This window comes from Rhizohabitans arisaemae (assembly GCF_025996515.1).
GTDB classification, from domain to species: domain Bacteria; phylum Actinomycetota; class Actinomycetes; order Streptosporangiales; family Streptosporangiaceae; genus Rhizohabitans; species Rhizohabitans arisaemae.
Genome location: NZ_BLRH01000034.1, coordinates 1,333,265 through 1,354,760, shown reverse-complemented (window position 1 = coordinate 1,354,760; position 21,496 = coordinate 1,333,265). Strand labels below are relative to the sequence as shown.

The following is a 21,496-nucleotide window of genomic DNA, read 5'->3' as shown; positions in this document are numbered from 1 at the left end:
GCGTGCTGCCTGAGGTAAGGGAGTGGCTGCGGTTCAGGACCTCCGCGGCGGCAGACTGGCCGCTGGAGAAGCTCCTGGCCGCCAAGTCCGAGACGACGATCAGCGTGGTTCTGCCGGCCAAGGACGAGCGGGAGACCGTCGGTGAGATCGTCTCACTCATCCGGCGGCACCTGGACGGGCTCGTCGACGAGCTGGTCGTGGTCGACTCCCGCTCGGTCGACGACACCGCCGAGGTCGCGGCCCGGGCCGGTGCCCGGGTCGTCGCCCAGGACGACGTCCTGCCCGGGCTGGCGCCGTTGCACGGCAAAGGCGAGGCGCTGTGGAAGTCGCTCGCCGTCACGGCGGGCGACCTGATCGTCTTCATCGACTCCGACCTGCGCAACTTCACCCCCACCTTCGTCACCGGGCTCCTCGGCCCGCTGCTCACCGACCCTTCCGTGGTCTACGTCAAGGGCTCCTACGACCGGCCCTACATCGCCGATTCCGGTACGGCGTACGCGGCGCAGGGCGGGCGCGTCACCGAACTCGTCGCCCGTCCGCTGCTCAACCTGCACTGGCCGAGCCTGGCCGGGTTCGTGCAGCCGCTGTCGGGGGAGTACGCCGGCCGGCGGGACGTCCTGGAACGCGTGCCGTTCGTCACCGGCTACGGCGTGGAGCTCGCCCTCCTGATCGACCTGCTGGAGCTCACCGGCCTCAACTCCCTCGCCCAGGTCGACCTGGGCGAGCGGATCCACTCGCACCAGTCCACCGACGCGCTCGGCGGGATGGCCGGGCAGATCCTGCACACCGCGTGGTCCCGGCTGGAGCGGTACGGCAAGTTCACCCCGCGGCACGCCCCCGCCCCGACCCTCGCCCAGTTCCAGCGGACCACGGCCGGCCACGACGTGGTCATCCGGCACGTGGGGGTGGACGAGCGTCCCCCCATGCGGGACGTCATCGGCGGCTGACCCCGGCCGTGCACCGTCTTCCCGGCCCGCCAAGACGGGGTGTACTCCTCGGCTTCGGCCTCGCCGAGAGGCACCGATGCCGCCGCCGGCCGACCGCGCGTGGGACGGGGACGGATCCGGCCCCGCCCCACGCGCGCCCGCGATTACAGGCAGCCGAAGCAGCCGCCGTGGGCGCTGCAGTTCAGCGCCTGGGCGTGCTCGGACGTGGCGAGGTCGAGGTCGGAGACGGCCTCGAGGGTGAAGTCGGCCGCCGCGGTGTGGGTCTCGGCGGTGTCGACGGTTGCGTTCACGGTGTGCTCCTTAGATCGGTGCCCCTACGGCGGGGGCACGCTGATGGCTGCCCGGCTCCCGGGCAGGCCCGCGGCGCGTCGGCCGTGGCCGGGGCGGCGCGGAGTCTGGTCGCCCACGGCCGTCGACGGACGGGTCAACGTCGTACGGCGTGGAGGATCCCCCGGGCGGCCAGGCGGGACAGCGCGTCCTCGGCCGCCCGCCGGTCGCCGCCCATCGACTCGGCGACCTGCCGGCCGCTGTGCCGTCCGTTGCAGCGGGCGAGCAGGGCCAGGGTGCCGTCGCCGACGCGGTAGGCGGCCAGCGGCGGTTCGCCCCACCGCCGGTGCAGCAGCATCGGCGTCCGCGCGGCCGGGATGCGATGGGGCGGCTCGCCCGAGGTGACGTCGTGGTCGAGGACGGCGACCCGGGCCGCCGCCGAGACCGCGACCGGGACGTCGCGGAGCGCGGCGGCGTCGGCCGGTTCGGGGGAGGCGGCCCACGCCCGCGCCGCGCCGGCCGCCGCGCCGTCGTGCAGGAGACGCCGCCGGGCCAGCTCGAATCGGGCGTACGACGCCAGCGGCGGGGCGGCCCGCTCCGCGAGCAGGTTCACCAGCAGTTCGGCGTCCTCCAGCCCGATGATCCGCTCGCCTTCGCGGGCCTGCCGGACCGTGCCGGTCAGGAACGTCTCCCACAGCGCCGGGTCGGACTCGCGCAGCGCGGCCGTGGTCGCCGGGAGCAGCCCGCCGACGAGGCGGCCGAGCTTGCTCCGTACCCGTGCGGCGGTCGTCGTGTAGCCCACGTGCGGGGCGCCGACGAGCATCGCGAGCTCGGCCTCGGTGAGGTCGTGCTCCCGCCGGAGCCGCTCGGGGTCCTCCCGGAGGGCGGTGAGCGACGCAGGGCAGGTCAGGACGGCGGCGAGGGCCTCGTGCACCCCCATCAGCGGATCGCCGCGGCCGGGTGCGCGCCGAGGAGTGCCGTACGGGCCCGGTCGACTTCGGCGAGCAGTTCCGCCGGGTCGTCGGGGAAGTTCTGGTCCCGCTCCACCAGGGTGGCCCGGATCCGGGTACGGGCCAGCAGCTCGGTGAGCAGCGCCCAGACCCGTTCCGGCACGCTCTCCCCGTGGCTGTCGATGGACAGCTCCCCGCCCCGCCCGTCGATCCCTCCGGCGAGGTGCACCTGCACCACCCGTTCCACGGGGATGGAGTCGAGGAACCCGATCGGGTCGAAGCCGTGGTTGCGGGCGTTGATGTCGAGGTTGGCCAGGTCGAGCAGGAGCCCGCAGTCGCAGTGCTCCAGGAACTCGGTGATGAACTGCGCCTCGCCGATCGGGGTGGCCAGGTCGACGTAGTAGGTGATGTTCTCCACCAGGAACGGGACGCCGACGGAGTCTTGGATTCGTTGCGCCTTGCGGGCGAGGTCGCGGGCGAGTTCGCGGGTGCGGGGGAGGGGGGCGAGCAGTCCGAGGGCGACCTGGTCGGTCCGGGTGAAGCAGAGGTGGTCGCTGAACCACGGCGCGTCCACCTCGTCCACCAGCTCCGCCAGCGCCCGCAGGTACTCCCCGTCGGGTTCCCGCGGCGAGCCGAGCGACAGCTCCACGCCGTGCGGCACGATCGGGAAGCGCCGGGCCAGCTCACGGAGGTGTTCCCGCTGCTCGGCCGGGGCGAACAGGTGGTTCTCGGTGATGACCTCCAGCCAGTCGATCCGGTCCCCCGCACGGGTGATCGTCTCGCTGAGCTCGGGCCGGTACCCGAGGCCGGATCCCAGATAGGGCAGATCGCTCCGCACCACGCCCCCTAGCGCGACAACAGGTGATCGATCGATCACTCTCCGATGTTGATCGCGGCGAGCATACCCCCAACCGGCTGCCCCACACCTCGATCGACTTCGCCGCCGACCGGCATCGGGCTCGGTGTGAAGGCGCAGGTCAGGCGGGAGTCTGCTCCTTTCCTGCGGTCCGGTACGGGCTGCGCCGGGTCGGGCGACCTCGCGCCCGTGAAACGCCGAGGTGGGCGGCGGCCCTGTACGGCCGCCGCCCACCGTGCGATCAGGCGGGGACGGGGACCGGGGCCGGTCCCGGGGCGGTGGCGGGGGCGTCGTCGAGCGGCTGCGGCGGGGCGTTGAAGACCGTGTCGTCCAGCCGGCCCTCGGTCCTGCCGACCAGCACGGGTACCACCATCTGGCCGGCGACGTTGGTCGCGGTGCGGATCATGTCGAGGATCGGGTCGATGGCCAGGAGCAGGCCGACTCCCTCCAGGGGCAGGCCGACCGTGCTCAGGGTGAGGGTGAGCATCACGGTCGCGCCGGTCAGTCCGGCGGTGGCCGCCGAGCCGATCACGGAGACGAACGCGATCAGCAGGTACTCGCCGACGCCGAGCGGCACGTTGAACACCTGCGCCACGAAGATCGCGGCGAGTGCCGGGTAGACGGCCGCGCAGCCGTCCATCTTCGTGGTGGCGCCGAACGGGACGGCGAAGGCGGCGTAGTCGCGGTCCACCCCCAGCCGGTCGACGGTGACCCGCTGGGTCAGCGGCATGGTGCCGACCGAGGAGCGGGAGACGAAGGCCAGCTCCAGGGCGGGCCAGGTGTTGCGGTAGAAGGTGATCGGGTTGACCTTGCCGACGAACTTGAGCAGCAGCGGGTAGCTGACCAGCAGGACCAGGAGGCAGCCGACGTACACGCCCGCGGTGAGTTTGCCGAGGGGGGCGAGCAGATCCCATCCGTACGCGGCGACCGACTTGCCGATGAGGCCCGCGGTGCCGATCGGGGCGAGCCTGATCACCCACCACAGGGCTTTCTGCACCAGGTCCAGGAGCGAGCGGTTGAAGGTGAGGAACGGCTCGGCCTTCTCGCCGATCGCGATGGCCGCCGCGCCGAGCACCACGGCGATGAAGACGATCTGCAGGACGTTGAGTTCGGTGAAGGCGGTGACGATGTTCGTCGGGATGACGCCGGTCAGGAAGTCCACCCAGGTACCGGCGTTCTCCGGCGCCTTGGCGCCGTCGGTGGAGACGCCGACGCCCAAGCCGGGGTTGATGAGCAGGCCGAGTCCGAGGCCGAAGGCGACGGCGACGAGCGAGGTGATCAGGAACCACAGCAGGGTCTTGCCGGCGAGCCGGGCGGCGCCGACCACGTTGCGCAGGCCGGCGATGCTGACGACGACGGCGGCGAAGACCAGGGGTGGGACGGCCAGCTTGAGCAGCTGGACGAAGATCTTGCCGATCTCGGTGAGGACGGCGGTGAGCCAGGCGACGTCACCGGCCCGCGCGATGAAGCCCAGGGCCAGGCCGGCCACCAGGCCCAGCAGCAATTGCAGGGAGAACGAAAACCTCTTCATGAAGGGAACTCCGGGGAGGGCATGCCGAAGGAGGGAGAAGGCATGCGGGTGAGGAAGGAGAAGACGAAAAGCGGGTGATCAGCGACAGAGCTGGCTGCTCAAGCGGCACAGGTCGACGTGCAGCCGCTCGAAGAGCAGGACGAACACCGGAAAGAACCTCACAGCGAGTTACCAACTTTCTCCGCACCACCCATATTCCTCCCGGATCTGTGATCTAAACCACATTGGTAGGAAATATCGGGATCTTGGATTCGGAGTCGATCACCCGACGGAAAACCAGGAGATCCATCCTGCGGAGACGGATAGATTGCGGCCTGTCACAACCGCAGGAGAACCCCGAGGGACATGGACTTCGCCGACATCGCGATGATCGCCGCGGTCTTCGGGGGTGCGCTGATCCAGCGGGTGACCGGGATGGGGTTCGGGCTGGTCGCCGCGCCGGGGCTCGTCCTCGCCGCAGGGCCGTACGACGGGGTCCTGCTCATCAACGTGCTCGGTGTCCTGGTCAACGTGACGATCGTGGCGGCCCGCGGGCCCGTAACGGCCGGAAGGGAGTGGGCTATGGCACGTTCCCACCGGCGCGATCGGCCGGAGCTCCCCTCACCCTCACCCGAGGGGATTCCCGGCGGCTTCCCCCGGGCTACTCCACCCATCCGTGCTGGTGGGCGAAGGCGATGAGCCGCTCGCGCACCTGGATGATCTGGGAGCCCGTGACGTTGGGCGCCACCGTGATGAGCACGTCGGTGATCACCTGTGCGAGCTCCGAGGCGGCGATGACGTCGCAGAGCTCCTCGTCGCCGCCGTCGGCGCTTCTGGGCGCCGCCGCTTTGGCCTGCAGGTAGCCCGCCGAGAACGACGGCACTCCGGGGGAGTCCAGGATGTGCACCTGGAACGCCTTGAGACCGCGCTCGCCCTGCATCGTCTGGTATTCGACGCGCATCCCCCCGCGCAGGACCGCCTTGAGGTCGTCGTCGAGAACGGACGCGTGCAGGAAGACGTCCTCGCCGCCGCCGTCGGGGGTGATGAATCCGTATCCCTGCGCTCTGTCGTAGCGCACAACCGTGCCCGCAGCCACCATCGAACCCTTCCGCCTCAACCAGACCGCCGGAGTGTCGTCGATCCCACTCCGTTTACCAGGGTACTCAGTTCCGTTCTTGACCGCAGGTCGTGAGACGTGATCACCCAACGTGACCGACGCCCGGCCCGGCTGACCTGCCCGGCCGTTCACGTTCACGCCGAAACCGGGGGTGACGGCTACGTTTCGTCAGTCCCGAGGAAGGGTCACGTGGTGGCGAGGAAGTCCAGGATGTGACGGTTGAAGAGGTCCGGGTGCTCCAGGAAGCCGAAGTGCCCGCAGCCGGAGATCTCAACGTATTTCGCGTCGGGGATCGCGTCGGCGACCTCGCGGCACAGGGACGGGGGCATGAGGAGGTCGTCGGAGAAGCCGATCACCAGGACCGGTCGGGTGACGCCGCGCAGCGCCCCGCGGCGGTCCCCGGTGAGCGTCGCCTCGTACTCCAGGGCCGCCCCCTCCCCACTGACCGGGAAGGCGCAGAACACGTCGAACCAGTCGGCGGCCGTGTGCTCGTCCGCCAGGGTGTCCGGGGAGAAGAGCTGGAACATGAGCGTCGTCGCCGACTCCTCCGGGGAGAGCAGTCCGCTGCGCCGTACCCGCTCGGAGCTCGCCCGGACGATCTGCTCGCGGAAGAAGTCGACCCGGGCCCGGGTGCAGGCGAGGACGGCCGAGCGGACCAGGCCGGGATGGGCGAGGGTCAGTTCCTGGGCGATGACCGCGCCGAGGGAGGCCCCCGCGACGTGGACCGGGCCGACGTCCAGATGCCGGATGAGCTCGGCCGTGTCCGTGACGAACTCCTCGATCCGGTACGCATCGGGTTTGCCGGGTTCGACGAGGTTGGTCATACCCCGGTTGTCGAACGTGATGACCTGGTAGCCGGCGGCCGTGAAGGGGCGCACCTGCCGCAGGTCCCAGACGCTCGACCGGGTCGCCGCGGGGCAGACGAGCAGGAGCGGCCTGCCCTCCCCCCGGACCTGGTAGGTGATGGTCGTCCCGTTGACCGAGAGCGTCGGCAATTGACCGTCTCCTCATCCGTTGTTGCGGGCCGATGCCAAACCTGGCGAGGGCGACGGCGGCGACTCCTCTCGCGATCGCCGAGCCGTACCGCCGGGCCGCCCAGCGCAGCCTAACCGCAGCGGACCCCTTCAAATCAAGGGGTCGCGGCCGATGCGGTACGACGCCTTCGGCGTTCCCTTCCCGGGTCCGGACGGCGGAGCCCGAAAGTCGCCCATGAACCCGAGGGCCCGAATGAGCGTCGTACGGCGCAGCGGCCCGATCCGCCTCGGAGGCCGTGTCTCCATCGTTCATCGCGCAGGGGGTTCCATGAAGAAACGGTCTCTCGTCATGGCGGCGGTGCTGACGCTCACGGTCGCGGGGTGCGGCGCCGACCCGGACCCGGCCGCCGACACGGTGCGGCGGGACCGGACGCCGAGCCCGTCCGGTGATCCGGCGGCGGGGTTGCGCCGTCCCTGGGCGGTCGATCGGATCGAGCCGAGGGCGCGGTGCCCCGTCACCGTCAAGACCGTCCGGCCCGACCCCGGCCTTGGTCCGCTCCTGGGCGACGGAGTCGCCGGTCCGGTGGGCCTGCAGGCCGGCGGGGTCCTGGAGTTCGTCGACCCGGTGGCCGGCTCCTGGACGGATCAGAGCTGGGGTGGTCAGAAGGTGCTGTGGGCCGTCGACCCGGCGGTGACCGCTCCGGTGCTCGTCCGCGGCAGGCAGCTCAACGGGCCCGGGGAGCTTGCCTTCAACGACCCCGCGGTGCCCGAACTGCTGCTGCTTCCCGGGAAGGACACCTCGTCGAACGCGGAGGGCTGGCGTGACTATCCGGGGTTCACCCGGCTCCGGGGCCCCGGCTGCTACGCCTACCAGGTGGATACCGCCACGGAGACCTTCACGATCGTCTTCCGCGCCGTCGGCCCCAGCATCTCCGCCACCGTCCGGTAGCCGCTGGGCGTGGAATCGTCGCGTTCTGGGACCGGTCTCTCCCGGGGCACGGGAGAGACCGGTTCAACCTGTGCGATCGGGTTTGGTGTGGTTATCCGTAGTGGGCCACCAGCCACCAGCCGGTGCCGGTCGGCGACAGTCGGCAGTAGACCACACCCCAGATCGCGCGTGCCGCCGGAATCGCGGCATTGCATTCTGCCTCGGTGGCGTAGGCGCCGATCACTCGGCCCGTGACCGCCTCGGCGGGCACGGCGGTGCCAAGGAGGATGCCGGTGCCGACCAGGAATCCTGCGGCGGCCATGGCAAGGCGTCTCTTCATGCGTTCTCCATTCTTGGTTCGTGAACGCCCATGGGGGGATGGGGGAGCGAGCGGTGTCGTGAACCCCATCGGACTTTTGAAGGGCCCCGACGTCGGTGGAACCGTGACCACAGCGGGGTGCACCGGCCGCGCCTGCCGAGGGGAAAGCCGGGCGTAGCTTGGCCAAGGACACCGAGATCACCGACTTCACCATCGTTCGTCAGATCCGACCCTAGGGGGAAGGGGTCTCTCCTGATCGAGGGAGAGATCGGCTCAAACCGGTGACGTTCGCAGGCGGACGATTCTCATGAAGCTGCGTTGCGGCGTGATCCGGGGAATCGCGGGCAGGTCAGATGAGTGCCCAAATGCGCTGTCGGCCAGATGATCGGGATCGGCCCGGGCCGGGGATGGTCAGTTCGAGGTCCAGAGGACCCAGTAGGGGGACCCGGATGGCGAGTTCGGTACGTAGGTGCAATAGGCCATCAGTCCGAACATGCTCCTCCACTGCCACAGCGCGTAGGAGCATTCCGCTTCGGTGGAATAGGTCTGGATGACCCTGCTCGCTTCGGCGGGTATGGCGGTGCCGAAGAGGACACCCGCACTGATCAGGATCCCGGCGAAGGTCATGGTGAGACGTCGTTTCATATTGCTCCTACCTTCCGGTATCCACCACAACCGGCCGGTCCGGCCGTGGGTGAAGCAGGCCCGGCGGGGCGACCTCCCTAGGGTTATATTGACAGTAAGTCGAATTGATTAGTAAAGCAAGTATGTGTTCGCATATTGAGCCAATTCTAATTTGAAATCGATTTGGTGTTCGATTTTCCATGAGAGTTTAAATGTACTACAGGATGTAGAGGTATCAGCTATCGACCGTGAGCGTCGGTAATTGACCGTCGCCTCATCCGCTGTTGCGGGCCGATGCCAAAGGTTGGCGGGAGGCCCCGGCGTCTCCGCCACGTGGCCGCGGATTGTCGGACCCCGCTCCTACGCTCCGCTGCCATGGTGACAATGGGTTTCGTCGACGAGACGACCGCGGGTGAGCGACGCGAGGCGTGGCATCCGGAGATCTTCGAAGAGCGGATGACCCTGCGCGAGGTGGTCCGGCGGCGGGTGTTCCAGGAGGTCGCCGAGCACAACGCCGTCGACGGGGAGCTTTTCCCCAGGTTCGTCCAGCCGGTGGGTGACTGATGTCGCTGACCCAGGACGAGCTGGCCGGGTTACGGGACCTCCTCGACGTCGGCGACGTGGAGGCGGTCGCCGACGAGTTGTTGCGGATCTTCGGGATTCACTGGGCGGAGGTGAGCGAGTGGTCGGCCGCTGCGCTCCTCAACGAGCGGAAGGAGGAGTTCCGGCGGGAGCTGGCGTTCGCCCTGCTGCGTCGGGGAAGCCTCAACAACACCATGGTCCGGATCCTCCAGCAGGTTCTCGCCCGGGTCCCGATCCCGCTGACGGGGCAGGCGGTGGAGATCCTCCGGCGGGACGCCGGCCAACCGGTCTCGACGCGCTGCCCGATCGTGGGGACCGTCGCGCGGCAGGTGTCCCTCCCGGCTCCGCGGGAGGTGCTGGAACTCCTGGTCAGGCATATCGTCCAGGATGGGGCGTACTGGCCCGCCGAACGGCTGACACTGTTCGCCGAGGGCTGGCTGGAGACCGGTGAAGTCCTCCCCGATGAGGTGCTGACGGTGATGCGGCATGCCGTGGGACGCGGCTACGGGCGCGGGCGGCTGGCCGAGCTGATCACGCTGCCCGGGTATTCGCCGCTCAACCCGGGGGAGGCGTGGGCGGATCGGGCCAACGCCGACTTACAGGGACTCGGGGACGACTGGCGGGAGCTGGTGTGGTTCGCGTCCTCCGCTTCATCGGCCAAACCGTCGGCGAAATGGGAGAAGCAGGGCCGGGACCTGACGGCCAGGCTCGGCGGGGAGCCCGTCCGGCGCGCGATCACGGACTGGCTCGGTCTGGTGGGCCGACCCCGTACCCAACCGCTGGACGTGGGCCGCCACGGCCCGGACCCCAATCAGATGTTCGACGCCTACAACACCGTCGTGCTTCGGGGGCTCATCTGGCTTGTCTCCTTCCTGCCGGAACACGCGGACACGGTACGGGCGCTCGGCGCCGTGACCGAGACCGCGCTGCGCAAGGTCCCCGGGACGGGCCCCCGCAGTCCGAAGATCGCCAACACCGCGGTGTACGCGCTGTCGCGGACGGAGGGAGAGGAGGCCCTGGCCCAGCTGGCCCGGCTGGCGAGCCGGGTGACCTTCAAAGGCACGTTGAAGGAGATCGACAGGGCTCTGGACGCGCGGGCGACGGCCCTCGGCCTCTCCCGTGACGAGGTGGAGGAGCTGGCCGTTCCCGCCTACGGGCTCACCCGGGTCGGCGGGCGTACGGAAGAGTTCGGTGAGGCGACCGCGGAGCTGGCGGTGACCGGGACCCGGGCGGTCCTCACCTGGTGCAACGCCGCCGGGAAGACGGTGAAGTCGCCGCCCGCGGCCGTACGGCGCGATCACGCCGAGAAGCTCGCCGAACTCAAGGGGTCGGTGAAGGAACTGGACAAGATGCTCTCGGCCCAGTCCGAGCGGCTCGACCGGCTCTTCCTCGCCCAGCGGTCCTGGTCGCATGCCGCCTGGCGGGAACGGTACCTCGACCATCCGCTCGTCGGAACCTTCGCCCGTCGCCTGATCTGGCTGGTCGGCGAGGTGCCGGTCTGCTACGCGGACGGGGAGCTGCGAGACGTCCACGGCGGTGTGCTCACTCCGGCCGGCGGGGAGACGGTACGGCTGTGGCATCCCATCGGGCGGGACGTCGCCGAGGTCCTGGCCTGGCGGGACCGGCTGGAGTCGCTGGAGATCGTCCAGCCGTTCAAGCAGGCCCACCGGGAGGTCTACCTGCTCACCGCGGCCGAGGAGAACACCGGCGTCTACTCCAACCGGTACGCCGCCCACGTGCTCCGGCAGCATCAGTTCCACGCGCTGGCCGCCGTACGGGGCTGGCGGAACCGGCTCCGGCTCATGGTCGACGACTTCTGCCCGCCCGCTCTCCGCGAGCTCCCGCGGTGGGGGCTGCGGGCCGAGTTCTGGGTGGAGGGGATCGGCGACGACTACGGGAACGACACCACGCCGTCCGGTGCATACCACCGGATCGTCACCGACCAGGTGCGGTTCTATCCTCTGGACGCGCCGGGAAACGCGGCCCACGCCTACGGGGGGTCGTACGAGCAGTGGGTTCCGGTCGGGGCCGATCCGGAGGGGCCGCTGCCCTTGGAGCGGATCCCGCCACTGGTGTTCAGCGAGGTGATGCGGGACGTCGACCTGTTCGTCGGGGTCGCCAGCGTCGGCAACGACCCGACCTGGCAGGACGGCGGGCCCGGCGGGCGGTTCCGCGAGTACTGGGCGTCCTACGGCTTCGGTGAGCTGTCCGGTTCGGCGCAGACCCGCCAGGATCTGCTCTCCCGGTTGCTGCCCCGCCTCGCGATCGGGGATCGGTGCACCCTGGAGGGCCGGTTCCTGCACGTCAAGGGCGAGCTGCGCACCTACAAGATCCATCTGGGCTCGGGCAACATCCTGATGGAACCGGACGACCGGTACCTGTGCATCGTCCCCGAGCAGACCGCTGCGCCCGTCGGCGGGGTGTTCCTGCCCTTCGAAGGAGACCGGATGCTCGCCGTCATCCTCAGCAAGACGATGCTGCTCGCCAAGGACACCGAGATCACCGACCCCACCATCGTCCGCCAGATCCGGTACTGAGCGCTTGGTCGAGTACCGGCACTCCGTCCGGGAACCGGCCCGATTCCGTGGATGGCAGACGGCTTGTGGCCGGCCTCTTCGGCTGACCACAAGCCGGGGTGTTTCTACGGTTCGTAGACCCAGAGGTGCCAGCCGTTCATCGGCGGTGAGCCGGGTGAGCACCACCAGTCGCGGCCTGAGCCCGGGGCGGTCTCCCGCCCCAACTGCTTGCAACCCGCCAGGGTGGCGGACCAGCCGATGATGACGGAGTCGGCGTGGGCGGGGGTGGCGGTGCCGAGGAGGATGCCGGTACTTGCCAGGATTCCTGCCATGGCGAGGGCGAGACGTCGCTTCATGTCGCTCTTACCATCTGGTTTCGCCCACGATCGGCGGTTCCGGTCGTGGGTGAAGCAGGCCCGTCGGGGCGGACTCCCAAGATTTCCACGGGCTGGCGCGACGGTAACCCGAATTGTAAGCAAACTCAACAATTCAATTTCGAGAACGTTCTTCTGCCGTCGGAGAGACAGGCTACGCCGGGCCGGAATCACGGAATCACGGGATTGCCGGGAAGGTTGGTCGCCGGCCCAGAACCCGTAGTCGGGTACACACCTGGACTCCTCCGCGTGGACCACCTCGCCCAGCGGGTGATGGAGCCGGATCTCGCGCGGTGACGAGGACGAGGGCCACCGCGAACGCCATCTCGATGCCGCGCTCGGCCACGACCGCGTCGATCCGGTCGCGCAGGGACGGGATCGACGCATGTGGCGTCGCCAGGCCGAACCCGGGCGGGAACCGCCCGGCGAACTCCCGGTCGATCGGCGCGATCTCGTCCCCGGCCGGGATGACGTTGCCGGGGAGGAGATCGGCGTGCCCGGTTTCGCGCGCGGGCGGGCACGCGTCCGGGAGCCGTTCGAGCGGCTCGCGGTCGCCTGCGCCGTACCCGCGGTAGCGCCTGATCCGCCGCCGGTGGCCGGCGAACGCGCCCGGTGGGGTGGCCTCCCAGAGCCGCCCACCGGGCTGTCGTGACGGTAACCCCGGCTGCCGACCGGCTCAAGAATTCCTGAACAGATACCGGGGAATGTCTGACGCAACCGGCTCATTCGCGGCGCGGCTTCGCCGAAGCCGGCGGCCCCGCCACCTGTGGCAGACGTGATCGTTGTGCTGTCCGCACCTTGTGGGGTGCGCAGGTCGCAATGATCATTCGGGTTGTGTGTGGGTGGCCATCTGGGTTCGCGGCGGCGTTGGGATTGGTCTGGCGCAGCCCGTTCCGGCGTGATTGTTGTGCTGTCCGCACCCGCCGGGGTGCGCACATCGCAACGATCATGCCGCCGGATCAGAGTCTCAGGTGTTCGAGGCCGGGCTCGGTTTGGAGGGCTTGGAGGGCGAGCCAGGCGATCACGCGGTCTTCGGTGGTGGTGAGGGAGAGGCCGGTGATCTCCTCGACGCGGGCCATCCGCTGGCGCAGGGTGTGCCGGTGGATGCCGAGCTGGGAGGAGGCGGCCTCCCAGTTGGTGTTCTCGCTCAGGAAGATCCGTAGCGAGCGGAGCAGGACCCGCCCGGTGTCGATCTCCAGGAGGGGGCGGAGCGGGGAGGTCAGGGCGGTGAGGGCCGCCGAGTCCAGGTGGCGCAGGATCAGGCGGCCGGTGGGCATGCCGGCGAACTCGACGACGGGCCGGGCCTCGGCGACGGCGATGCCGAGGGCCTGCTCGGCCTGACGGCGGCTGAGCAGGCAGCCGGCGAGCGGCTGGGCGGTGCCGAGGCCGCAGCGCGCGGGCACCCCCTCCTCGGTGACCGCGAGCCGTACCCGCTCGGTCCAGCGGGCGATGTCGTCTTCGGGGATCACCACGGTGACCAGCGACGATTCTTCGCTGACGAGCTGGGGGAGGTCGAGGTCGGCGCACCACTCCAGCGCGTTCTCCTCCAGCGGTACGGCGCGGGATCTGGACCGCAGCAGGGCGACGGCGGCGTTGCCGGTGAGCAGGTTCCAGCGGGCTGCGACCCGTTCGACGAGCGCGGGGTCGCCGGTCAGGAGGGCGTCGACGGCGTCGGCACGGGCCAGTTTCCAGGTGTCGCCGCCGCTGAGCGGGTTGAGGGCGAGGTCGAGCAGGAGCGCGGCGTGCCGGGCGAGTTCCCGGGTGAGGGTGATCCGGTCGGGGCGGGCGGCCACGATCAGGTGGGCCCGGGGCCGTACCGGGTCGCCGACCCCGTACACGGTGAGTCCGGGGTGGCGGATGCGGGACCGCTGGCCGAGCGCGGCGGCGCGGGCGTCGTCGATGTGGACGCGGGCGGCGCCGACGGCGGCGTGCACGTTGCCGTTGCGGTCCATGAGCACGGCCCAGCTGTCGATGCGGTGGGCGAGGGTGGTGACGATCCCCTGCGGCCCGGCACTCCGCGCGACCTGCGTCATCGCCGAGACGCCTTCGGCGATCAGGCGGGACTCGGCCGCGTCCGTCCGCAGCAGGTCGGCGTTGAGCTGGTAGGTGATGTCCTGGAAGGCCACCCCGACGGGGATCTCCAGGACGGCCAGGCCTTCCCGCCGGGCGGCCTCGGTCAGCGGCGCGGGGACGGCCGGGTACCGCTCGCCGATGCCGAACCCGAGCGCGGCGACGCCCGCCCCGGCGAGGCGTCCGGCGTAGGCGGCGAGGTCGGCCTCGTCCAGCTGGAGGCCGAGGGTGATCAGGAGTTCGCCGCCGCGCAGCCAAGGGGTGGGGTCGGGCAGCTCGGAGAGGTGGGTCCACCGGATGGGCCGGTCGAGTCCGACGGGCCCGGTGGGCACGCGCAGCCGGAACCGCTGTGCGACGTCGCGCACCGTTTCCAGCATGTGTCTCCCCGTTCCGTCTCGTCATGGTGCGCCGATCCCCGTGTTCGGCGCCTGTGCCCGATGCCGTCCGTACGGCGTCCGCGGTCCGTTCCGGAAGTCGTACGGCGTCAGCCCGCGACCCCAGACCCAGGTGATCGTTGCGCTGTTGGCACCCCGTAGGGCGCGGACAAGACAACGATCACCCCAGCGGCGCGCCGACCTTCACCACTCAGGCCGGGAGGCGCCGCCGGGACCGGCCTGGCGGAGCCCGTACCCCGGTCTGGTGATCGTTGTGCTGTCCGCACCCCGGAGGGCGCGGACAAGGCAACGATCACCCCCGTGGCGCGCCGACCTTCACCACTCAGGCCGGGAGGCGCCGCCGGGACCGGCCTGGCGGAGCCCGTACCCCGGTCTGGTGATCGTTGTGCTGTCCGCACCCCGGAGAGTGCGCACGGCGCAACGTGAGATAGGTCTCAGTCCGGGGCCGGCCTGCGGTCCCGGTCGGGCCGGCTCTGGCCGCGTCGTTTCTCTCCCTCAGGTCACCTGCCACGGGCCGTACTCCGCGTGGCGGCACGTCTGGGCGTCCGCCGACTGATGACCGTTCCACAAGCCTTTCCGGATGGTCATGTAGCGGATTGTCTCCCCGATCCGGAATGAGTGGACATATGGACATGTGAAGGCACAAGAAGGTTTTTCTTAGCATTAACTTCGTATTTGACAACACCGGGTGACAAGTGATCTGTTCCCCGGCCCGAGGAACCCACACCGATCCCATGGGGGAAGGGGACTTATGCGTGCCGTCGTATTCGAATCCGCCGATCAGCCGGTCCGGATCGCCGATGTCGAGCTCGCCCCGCCGGGGCCGGGCGAGGTTCGGGTCAAGATCGCCGCGGCCGGGGTCTGCGGATCCGACCTCCACGTACGGCGCGGCGAGTGGAGCGTCCCGGCGCCGCTCGTCATGGGACACGAGGGCTCCGGGGTGGTCGTCGAGCTCGGCCCCGGTGTGACCAGCCTCGCCGAAGGCGACCACGTCGTCCTCTCCTGGGTCGCCCCATGCGGGCGCTGCCGCTACTGCCGGGCCGGGCATGAGGCCCGCTGCCAGGTGGCGGCGAACGTCGTCGCCCCCGGAGGCGTCCTGCAGGACGGCACCAGCAGGCTGAGCCTCGGCGGCGAGCGGATCCACCACTACCTCGGGGTCTCCTCCTTCGCCGAGGAGGCCGTGGTCCCCGCGTCCGGGGCGATCAAGGTCCGGGAGGACGCGCCGCTGGACACCGTCGCCCTGGTCGGCTGCGCCGTCGCCACCGGCGTGGGCGCCGTCACCAACACCGCGGCCGTCGTTCCCGGCAGCACCGTCGCCGTCATCGGCTGCGGCGGGGTCGGGCTCTCGGTCGTGCAGGGGGCCAAACTGGCCGGCGCGGAGCGGATCATCGCCCTCGACACCCGCCCGGAGAAGACCGCGCTCGCCGTCACCCTCGGCGCCACCGACCAGATCTCCGGCCGGGACCTCAACGTAGCCGAGGCGGTCCGGGACCTCCTCCCCGACGGCGTCGACTACGCCTTCGACGCGGTGGGTCACCAGGCGACGCTGGAGGCCGCCATTCAGATCCTCGGTCTGGGCGGGGCCGCGGTCGCCGTCGGCCTGCCGCCGCAGGGCACCCTCGCGCGCTTCGACCCGCTGGTCCTCGCCGAGGCCGACCAGCGGATCCTCGGCTCCAACTACGGCAGCGTCCGCCCGGCCGTGGACATCCCGGCGCTGGTCGACCGGTACATGGACGGCCACCTCAAGCTCGACCAGCTGGTGAGCCGCCGGGCCACCCTCGAAGACGCCCCGCACGCCCTGGAGGACCTGGCCAGCGGCGAGGCACTCCGTACCCTCCTCATCCCCAACTGACCCGACCCCCCGGACCCTCCCGGCAGATCCCGAAGGACCCCCATGACCCAGACTGTCAACCGCCCCCCGCAGGCCGACCGCGGCCTGAAGCGGGGCGCGATGACCGGTGGCGAGGTCGTCGCCCAGGCCATCGCCAACATCGCCCCGAGCGCGGTCATCGCGTTCTCGGTGGTCGCGATCTACGCGACCGCGGGGAACGCCTCCTGGCTGTCGTTCGCCCTGGCGACCGTTGTGATCCTCGCCGTCGGCTACTGCATCGCCCAGTTCGCCAAGCGCCGGGCCTCGGCCGGGTCGCTGTACAGCTACGCGGCCCAGGGCCTCGGGCCGTTCGGCGCGTACGTCACCGGAATCGCCCTGCTCATCGGGTGTTTCGGCATCGCCTCGGGCTCGCTGGGCGGCGCCGTCTACCACTTCAACGCGTTCCTGTCCTCCCTCGGGCTGACCATTGAGAACACCGCGTGGAACGTCGCCCTCGCGCTGGTCATCGGCGCCCTGGCGATCCTGTTCACGGTCTGGGGCATCCGGATCTCGGCACGGGTCTCGCTGATCCTGGAGATCGCCTCGATCGCGATCATCGTGGTGATGCTTGTCGTGGTGCTGTTCCACGCGAACACCCCGACGATCGACTCCGCGCAGCTCTCCCTGGAGGGCGCCTCCACGCACGGGATCGCCGTCGGCATGGTGCTGGGCATCCTCGGCTTCGTCGGCTTCTCCAGCGCCGACGCGCTCGGCCGGGAGGCCCGCAACCCGTTCCGCGCCATCCCCCGGGCGATCATGTGGAGCGCCCTCGGCGTCGGCCTCCTCTACATCTTCGCCACCTACACCCAGGTCGCCGGCTACCGGATCCTGGGCGACCTCGGCGCGAGCGGCAACCCGCTGGACGAGCTCGCCGTGGCCACCGGCATGCCGGCCTGGTTCCGGCCGGTGCTCAGCCTCGGCATCACCGCCTCGTTCTTCGCCGTGGTGGTCGCGCCGATCAACGTGATCGGCCGGATCGTCTACGTGATGGGCAAGGAGGGCGTGGTGAGCGGTCGCCTCGGCCGTACCCACCCCTCCCAGCAGACCCCGCACCGGGCCATCCTGACGATCGCCCCGGTGGCGGTGCTGCTCACCGCGTTCCTGCTCGCCATCGGTGTGGACGGCATGTCCATCGTGGTCAACGTGGACACCTACGGCGTCTACGGCTACATGGTCGCCTACGCGGTGGTCGCCGCCGCGGCGCCGATCTACCTGCGCCGCCAGGGTGTCCGCCTCGCGCTGATCTGGCCGGCGACGCTCGTCTCGGTGCTCGGCATGATCTACGTCTTCTACGTCAACGTGGTGCCGTGGCCGGCGTGGCCGATCAACCTGGTGCTGACGGCCTTCTTCATCAGCATGGCGGTGGCGATCGCCTGGTACGCCTACCTCAGGGTGTCCCGTCCGGCCGTCACCCGGGCGATCGGCACCACCGAGACCGACTTCCCCGAGATGGCCTGACGGGTTTCCCGTACGGCCTGCGGCGGGCCGGTCCCCGAGAGCTCCCCCTCCGGTGACCGGCCCGTTCGCCTGCCGTGCCGGGAACGGCCGCACGGTCCGCGATCGGCGCCGTACGGAGTGGGCATGGGGCGGGTACGGCCTCGGGCGGTTCGAGCCCGGAGGTTCGGCACGAGGCCGGAGCCCTGCGGGCCGTATCCGTGACAGGGAACGGCCCTGAGCCGCGCCTCACCCGGTGAGGGCGTGGGCGCGCGGCGGCGCCGGTTCCTCCGGGCGGCGCAGAAGACGCGACCGGATCCGGGTGAGCGCGGTCTGCGGCCGGGCGAGGTTGACCGGGACGGAGCCGCCCGGGGTCCGGACGATCAGGGTCTCCCGCTGCCAGGTGATCTCCGGTTCGGCGCAGCCGGGGACGATCAGGGTGAGCAGGGCCGGGGCGGGCGGGGAGAGCACGGTCGTGTTCTCCGCGGTCGTCAGGTACCCCGTGGAGATCGTCCCGGGTTCAAGGGTCTGGCCGCCGACCGGCTCGCGGGACCCCGGGGTGAACTGGATCAGCGTGACCGGCCAGTCCCCGTCGGCGAAGACCAGCACCCCGTCCCGGTGGGAACGCGGGACGAGCCCGGGGGCCAGATGCCAGACGCTGCGCAGCCGCGACCCCTCGGGCACCTCGTCGAGCACGGCCATCAGGTCCGCCTCGTGGTGGACCAGCACGGTTCTGGTGCGGCGGACGCCGTACGCGATGTCGGTGAGCCGGTACCGCTGCCGGATGTGCTCGTCGGAGAACCAGGTCAGCCGGGTCGCCGTGCCCGGACGGAACTCCGCCCCCTCGGGAACGGGGACGTTGTGCGCCTCCGGGGAGGTGGTCCACTCCCGGTACCCGGTCTTCTCATAGGAGTGGAATCCGGCTTCCACCAGGATGTCGCGGCGGTGCGCGTGGTAGGTGACCCCCAGGTGGTCCTCGTGGCCGTGGAACCTGCGCCCGGGCCCGAACCTGATCGAGTAGTAGGCCGAGCCGGGATCGTCCCACGCGGTCCGGCCGAACACGTAGCCCGCGCCGAACACCTTCACCGGGGGCTCCTGGTGGCGGTACCGGCCCGGCCGCTGGTCGGCGGGACTGTCGCCGATCGGCACCAGGCGGCCGTCGGGCTGCGTGGCGTGGGAGATGTAGGCCTCCAGCGCGCCGCGCCGGGCGATCAGGCCGGGCGGGACCTCGGCTCCGCTCCCGCGGACGGCCTCGATCGCCGCGCCGAGCCGCCGGTGCACGTAGATCCCGTACTTGGGGGCCTGTTCCCACAGGGCGCCCTGGTCGTCGACGGCGAGTTCGGCCGAGGCGGCCATCCGCCGGACGGCCAGGTCCCGCCAGCGGTCCAGGCCGAGCCGGCAGCCCACGGTGAGCAGGGCGATGTCCTGGTCGAGCCCGTGGTTGTGGCCCTTCCGGTAGAGGGCCGGGTCGGCGAGGACCTTCCCGTGCTCGTGGAGGCTGCGGGCGAGCCAGTCGTCGCGGACGTGCGCGCTGAGGCGGACCAGCACCGGTGCCCGGAGGGCGACGGGGTGCTCGGCCCACGCCCAGGGGCCGGTACGGGCTGCGCCGCGGCGGTTCGCCCGTACCCAGTCCCGGGCGATGTGGACGGCGCGGTCGAGACAGTCGGCCCGGCCGGTTCGCTCGTACGCCAGGACGAGTCCGCCCATCCAGCGCAGCGCGTGCAGGCTGAGCATCCAGGAGCGGTTCCGATGCGGGTCGGCGAGCCAGTCGATCTCGCCGGTTCCCAGGTCGGCCGGGGGGAGACCGCGGAAGACGACCCGGCCGGCCAGGACCTCACCGGCGTCGACCGCGGGGATGTGCCCGTCGACGTGGAGGGCCGGGCCTCCGGCGGCGAGGTCCGGGCGCCTCCCGGTCCGGGCGAGCCTGCCGGCGTTGATCGGCCCCCCGGTCTTGGTGAGCCTTCCGGTCTTGACGAGCAGAGTTCGGGCATGCATAAACAAGCGTTTGCTCCAATGAAGGGAAAATGAAGAAGAAGGGTCGGTCGCGCCGGGGCTACCGAGCCGACGGGGCGGCCGGGACGTCGTTCGTCCACCCCGCCTCGACGACCAGTTCGACCCGGTCCCCACCCGAGGCGGCCGACAGCACCCGGGAGCTCGCCGTGTCGATGATCAGGGTGCGCCGCTCGGCGCGTACGGTGAAGGAGAAGGCCGCCCCGGTCCTGCCCAGCTCGTCGGCCGACTCGCCCAGGTAGCGGACGCCCGGGAGCTCGGCGAGCGCCCGGTAGGCGGCGGCCCGCACCTTCGGCGGCGAGGGCTTGCTCCACAGCAGCCCGCAGAGCGCGTCCGCCACCACCCCGTCCGAGGCGCCGAGCGGGGTGTCCCGCACCGCCTCGGTCACCCAGGCATGCAGCGCGCCCGGTTCCGTGGGGAGCCTGCGGATCGCGTCGAAGGTCATCTCCCGGCCGGCCATGCTGAACGCCACCCCGTCGCCGACCCGGGCGATGCGTCCCTTCCCCGGCGAGACGGCCAGCGCGCGTCCCCGGCTCCGCCACACGGTGGGGGAGCCGTCGCGCCGCCACGCCTCCTCGTCGGCCCCGGGACGCGGACGCACGCCCAGCTCCAGGGATCCGGACCACACCCGGCCGTCCTCGGCGGCCCACAACTCGGTGACCGTCGCCTCGGTCAGCCGGTAGCGGTTCGGGCCGCGCCCCACCGGCTCGGGGAGCGTGTCCCGCGACAGTTTCCTGACCCGCCAGTAGGTCCCGGCCGGAGTGGTCTGCGCCTCGGCCGTGCTCGCCGCCGCGAGCAGGATGGACCGTCCGTCGACGGCCGGTCCGGTGAGCTCCCCGGGGATCGCGACCGCCACGAGGGCGGCCCCGGCGGCGAGCGTCGCCACCGCGAGGGTCCACCGCAGCCGCCAGGGCCGCCGCAACCGCTGCCGGGGTTGCGCCCGCAGCCGTTCCCGGACCCGCGCCCTGGCCCCCGGATCGGCCGGCGGCTCGCCGTACAGGTCCTTGATCGCGTCAAGCTCGTCCATGAGCCGCTCCTTCGGGCTCCAGCATCGGGTTGGCGCCGCCGAGCACGGCGCGCAGTTTGCGCCGGGCCCGGTTCAGCCGCGATCCGACGGTTCCGTAGGGGATGCCCAGCGCACCGGCGATCTCCTCGTGGCTCAGCCCGGCGAGGGCCATGAGCAGCAGGACGTCGCGGTCCCGCCGGGGGAGGCCGGCCAGCGCCGCGGCGAGACTCGGCCGCAGGCTCTCCGCGCTGACCCGCGCCGCGACCCGGTCCTCGGGTCCGGGGACGTCGGGGTCCACCCCGTACCGGCCGAGCGCGCGCAGCGTGCGGACCTCACGGCGGCGGTGCTTGCCGATGAGGTTGGTGGCGATCCCGTACAGCCAGGCCCGCACCGCCGCCCGCGACGGGTCGTACTGCGACCGCTTGCGGAACGCCGTCAGGAACGTCTCGGCGACCACGTCCTCGGCGAGGTCCGGCCCGAGCCGCTGGACGACATAGCGGTGAATCTCCTCGAAATGCGTATTGAAGATCACGCCGAACCGCTCGGACTCGTCCAGGGAGAGCCGGACGACCTCGGCCTCGTCCGGTGGATGGGCGATCCACGGCATGGCGGTCACGCGGGTCTGCCCGTCATCTGCACTCCTGAGGCCGTGGTCGTCGGTCACCTGTTATCACCCGATCGGCAGGTTTCCTTTCACGCTTTCGCCGACTCTTTTCGCCCGCGGGTGCCCGGCGGCGGGCACGGCGA

The 21,496-nt window shown here is 70.9% G+C and carries 22 protein-coding genes; 8 read left to right on the top strand and 14 right to left on the bottom strand.

The window, feature by feature from the left end; genetic code table 11:
* Positions 1-2: 2 nt before the first annotated feature.
* Entirely contained in the window at positions 3-947 is a 945-nt protein-coding gene (locus RUR_RS21675; protein WP_283136936.1) for a glucosyl-3-phosphoglycerate synthase, read from the top strand.
* A 143-nt stretch (positions 948-1,090) separates the two neighbouring features.
* On the opposite strand, the gene RUR_RS21670 is transcribed toward RUR_RS21675, so the two are convergent.
* From RUR_RS21670 to RUR_RS36820, 5 genes are all read right to left on the bottom strand, one after another.
* Positions 1,091-1,237 carry a hypothetical protein gene (locus tag RUR_RS21670; RefSeq protein WP_283136935.1) on the bottom strand — a complete coding sequence of 49 codons (147 nt, stop codon included), beginning with the start codon at positions 1,235-1,237 and terminating at the stop codon, positions 1,091-1,093.
* Positions 1,238-1,371: 134 nt separating this feature from the next.
* Positions 1,372-2,154, bottom strand: coding sequence for a hypothetical protein (locus RUR_RS21665; protein WP_283136934.1), 783 nt, complete (start codon positions 2,152-2,154; stop codon positions 1,372-1,374).
* Positions 2,154-3,041, bottom strand: coding sequence for an MbnB/TglH/ChrH family RiPP precursor modification enzyme (locus tag RUR_RS21660; protein ID WP_283136933.1), 888 nt, complete (start codon positions 3,039-3,041; stop codon positions 2,154-2,156). The genes RUR_RS21665 and RUR_RS21660 overlap by 1 nt, the downstream gene beginning before the upstream one ends.
* Before the next feature lie 220 nt (positions 3,042-3,261).
* A complete protein-coding gene (locus tag RUR_RS21655; RefSeq protein WP_283136932.1) occupies positions 3,262-4,551 on the bottom strand; it encodes a dicarboxylate/amino acid:cation symporter in 1,290 nt (429 codons plus the stop codon).
* A gap of 78 nt (positions 4,552-4,629) precedes the next feature.
* Positions 4,630-4,698, bottom strand: a complete 69-nt coding sequence (locus RUR_RS36820; RefSeq protein WP_428847014.1) for a putative leader peptide — start codon at positions 4,696-4,698, stop codon at positions 4,630-4,632.
* A 198-nt stretch (positions 4,699-4,896) separates the two neighbouring features.
* Between RUR_RS36820 and RUR_RS21650 the strand changes: the two genes are divergently transcribed.
* Positions 4,897-5,229 (top strand): hypothetical protein, encoded by a 333-nt coding sequence (locus RUR_RS21650; RefSeq protein ID WP_283136931.1) that lies wholly within the window; start codon positions 4,897-4,899, stop codon positions 5,227-5,229.
* Here RUR_RS21650 and RUR_RS21645 read toward each other — a convergent pair.
* Both RUR_RS21645 and RUR_RS21640 read right to left on the bottom strand, forming a co-directional pair.
* Positions 5,192-5,626: a cold-shock protein gene (locus RUR_RS21645; protein ID WP_283136930.1), complete on the bottom strand. Its 435-nt coding sequence runs from the start codon at positions 5,624-5,626 to the stop codon at positions 5,192-5,194. The genes RUR_RS21650 and RUR_RS21645 overlap by 38 nt on opposite strands.
* A gap of 206 nt (positions 5,627-5,832) precedes the next feature.
* Positions 5,833-6,642, bottom strand: a complete 810-nt coding sequence (locus RUR_RS21640) for an alpha/beta fold hydrolase (protein WP_283136929.1) — start codon at positions 6,640-6,642, stop codon at positions 5,833-5,835.
* Positions 6,643-6,949: 307 nt separating this feature from the next.
* Between RUR_RS21640 and RUR_RS21635 the strand changes: the two genes are divergently transcribed.
* Entirely contained in the window at positions 6,950-7,570 is a 621-nt protein-coding gene (locus RUR_RS21635; protein ID WP_283136928.1) for a hypothetical protein, read from the top strand.
* Between the two features lie 91 nt (positions 7,571-7,661).
* Here RUR_RS21635 and RUR_RS21630 read toward each other — a convergent pair whose 3' ends face one another.
* The gene (locus tag RUR_RS21630; RefSeq protein WP_283136927.1) at positions 7,662-7,889 is read right to left on the bottom strand and encodes a hypothetical protein; all 228 of its coding nucleotides are present in this window, start codon (positions 7,887-7,889) and stop codon (positions 7,662-7,664) included.
* Positions 7,890-8,279: 390 nt separating this feature from the next.
* Entirely contained in the window at positions 8,280-8,513 is a 234-nt protein-coding gene (locus RUR_RS21625; protein ID WP_283136926.1) for a hypothetical protein, read from the bottom strand.
* Between the two features lie 354 nt (positions 8,514-8,867).
* Here RUR_RS21625 and RUR_RS21620 point away from each other — a divergent pair, with 354 nt between their 5' ends.
* Together RUR_RS21620 and RUR_RS21615 are read left to right on the top strand one after the other, a co-directional pair.
* Positions 8,868-9,056 (top strand): hypothetical protein, encoded by a 189-nt coding sequence (locus tag RUR_RS21620; RefSeq protein ID WP_283136925.1) that lies wholly within the window; start codon positions 8,868-8,870, stop codon positions 9,054-9,056.
* On the top strand, positions 9,056-11,611 hold the full coding sequence (locus RUR_RS21615) for a DUF4132 domain-containing protein (RefSeq protein ID WP_283136924.1): 2,556 nt from the start codon (positions 9,056-9,058) through the stop codon (positions 11,609-11,611). The genes RUR_RS21620 and RUR_RS21615 overlap by 1 nt, the downstream gene beginning before the upstream one ends.
* Positions 11,612-11,715: 104 nt before the next feature.
* Here the strand turns inward: RUR_RS21615 and RUR_RS21610 are convergent, their stop codons facing one another.
* Positions 11,716-11,946 carry a hypothetical protein gene (locus tag RUR_RS21610; protein WP_283136923.1) on the bottom strand — a complete coding sequence of 77 codons (231 nt, stop codon included), beginning with the start codon at positions 11,944-11,946 and terminating at the stop codon, positions 11,716-11,718.
* A 403-nt stretch (positions 11,947-12,349) separates the two neighbouring features.
* On the opposite strand from RUR_RS21610, the gene RUR_RS21605 reads away from it, so the two are divergent.
* Complete coding sequence (locus RUR_RS21605) at positions 12,350-12,616, top strand: hypothetical protein (protein WP_283136922.1); 267 nt, start codon at positions 12,350-12,352, stop codon at positions 12,614-12,616.
* Between the two features lie 307 nt (positions 12,617-12,923).
* Here RUR_RS21605 and RUR_RS21600 read toward each other — a convergent pair whose 3' ends face one another.
* Positions 12,924-14,399, bottom strand: coding sequence for a PucR family transcriptional regulator (locus RUR_RS21600; RefSeq protein ID WP_283136921.1), 1,476 nt, complete (start codon positions 14,397-14,399; stop codon positions 12,924-12,926).
* Between the two features lie 781 nt (positions 14,400-15,180).
* Here RUR_RS21600 and RUR_RS21595 point away from each other — a divergent pair.
* Positions 15,181-16,281, top strand: a complete 1,101-nt coding sequence (locus tag RUR_RS21595) for an alcohol dehydrogenase catalytic domain-containing protein (protein WP_283136920.1) — start codon at positions 15,181-15,183, stop codon at positions 16,279-16,281.
* Positions 16,282-16,323: 42 nt separating this feature from the next.
* Positions 16,324-17,757 carry an APC family permease gene (locus tag RUR_RS21590; protein ID WP_283136919.1) on the top strand — a complete coding sequence of 478 codons (1,434 nt, stop codon included), beginning with the start codon at positions 16,324-16,326 and terminating at the stop codon, positions 17,755-17,757.
* 225 nt (positions 17,758-17,982) lie between these two features.
* Here the strand turns inward: RUR_RS21590 and RUR_RS21585 are convergent, their stop codons facing one another.
* The 3 genes from RUR_RS21585 to RUR_RS21575 are packed head-to-tail and all read right to left on the bottom strand — an operon-like array spanning position 17,983 to position 21,413.
* On the bottom strand, positions 17,983-19,728 hold the full coding sequence (locus tag RUR_RS21585) for a heparinase II/III domain-containing protein (RefSeq protein ID WP_283136918.1): 1,746 nt from the start codon (positions 19,726-19,728) through the stop codon (positions 17,983-17,985).
* Between the two features lie 58 nt (positions 19,729-19,786).
* The gene (locus RUR_RS21580; RefSeq protein WP_283136917.1) at positions 19,787-20,770 is read right to left on the bottom strand and encodes a CU044_5270 family protein; all 984 of its coding nucleotides are present in this window, start codon (positions 20,768-20,770) and stop codon (positions 19,787-19,789) included.
* Positions 20,757-21,413: an RNA polymerase sigma factor gene (locus tag RUR_RS21575; protein WP_283136916.1), complete on the bottom strand. Its 657-nt coding sequence runs from the start codon at positions 21,411-21,413 to the stop codon at positions 20,757-20,759. Before RUR_RS21575 ends, RUR_RS21580 begins: the two co-directional genes overlap by 14 nt.
* Between the last annotated feature and the right edge of the window lie 83 nt (positions 21,414-21,496).

Bases quoted from the DNA above. Each gene is read 5' to 3' on its own strand.
- RUR_RS21605 (WP_283136922.1), top strand. From the start codon at position 12,350: ATGTGGCGTCGCCAGGCCGAACCCGGGCGGGAACCGCCCGGCGAACTC.
- RUR_RS21585 (WP_283136918.1), bottom strand. From the start codon at position 19,728: ATGCATGCCCGAACTCTGCTCGTCAAGACCGGAAGGCTCACCAAGACC.
- RUR_RS21595 (WP_283136920.1), top strand. From the start codon at position 15,181: ATGCGTGCCGTCGTATTCGAATCCGCCGATCAGCCGGTCCGGATCGCC.
- RUR_RS21650 (WP_283136931.1), top strand. From the start codon at position 4,897: ATGGACTTCGCCGACATCGCGATGATCGCCGCGGTCTTCGGGGGTGCG.
- RUR_RS21655 (WP_283136932.1), bottom strand. From the start codon at position 4,551: ATGAAGAGGTTTTCGTTCTCCCTGCAATTGCTGCTGGGCCTGGTGGCC.
- RUR_RS21635 (WP_283136928.1), top strand. From the start codon at position 6,950: ATGAAGAAACGGTCTCTCGTCATGGCGGCGGTGCTGACGCTCACGGTC.
- RUR_RS21620 (WP_283136925.1), top strand. From the start codon at position 8,868: ATGGTGACAATGGGTTTCGTCGACGAGACGACCGCGGGTGAGCGACGC.
- RUR_RS21665 (WP_283136934.1), bottom strand. From the start codon at position 2,154: ATGGGGGTGCACGAGGCCCTCGCCGCCGTCCTGACCTGCCCTGCGTCG.
- RUR_RS21615 (WP_283136924.1), top strand. From the start codon at position 9,056: ATGTCGCTGACCCAGGACGAGCTGGCCGGGTTACGGGACCTCCTCGAC.
- RUR_RS21610 (WP_283136923.1), bottom strand. From the start codon at position 11,946: ATGAAGCGACGTCTCGCCCTCGCCATGGCAGGAATCCTGGCAAGTACC.
- RUR_RS21625 (WP_283136926.1), bottom strand. From the start codon at position 8,513: ATGAAACGACGTCTCACCATGACCTTCGCCGGGATCCTGATCAGTGCG.
- RUR_RS21580 (WP_283136917.1), bottom strand. From the start codon at position 20,770: ATGGACGAGCTTGACGCGATCAAGGACCTGTACGGCGAGCCGCCGGCC.
- RUR_RS21590 (WP_283136919.1), top strand. From the start codon at position 16,324: ATGACCCAGACTGTCAACCGCCCCCCGCAGGCCGACCGCGGCCTGAAG.
- RUR_RS21630 (WP_283136927.1), bottom strand. From the start codon at position 7,889: ATGAAGAGACGCCTTGCCATGGCCGCCGCAGGATTCCTGGTCGGCACC.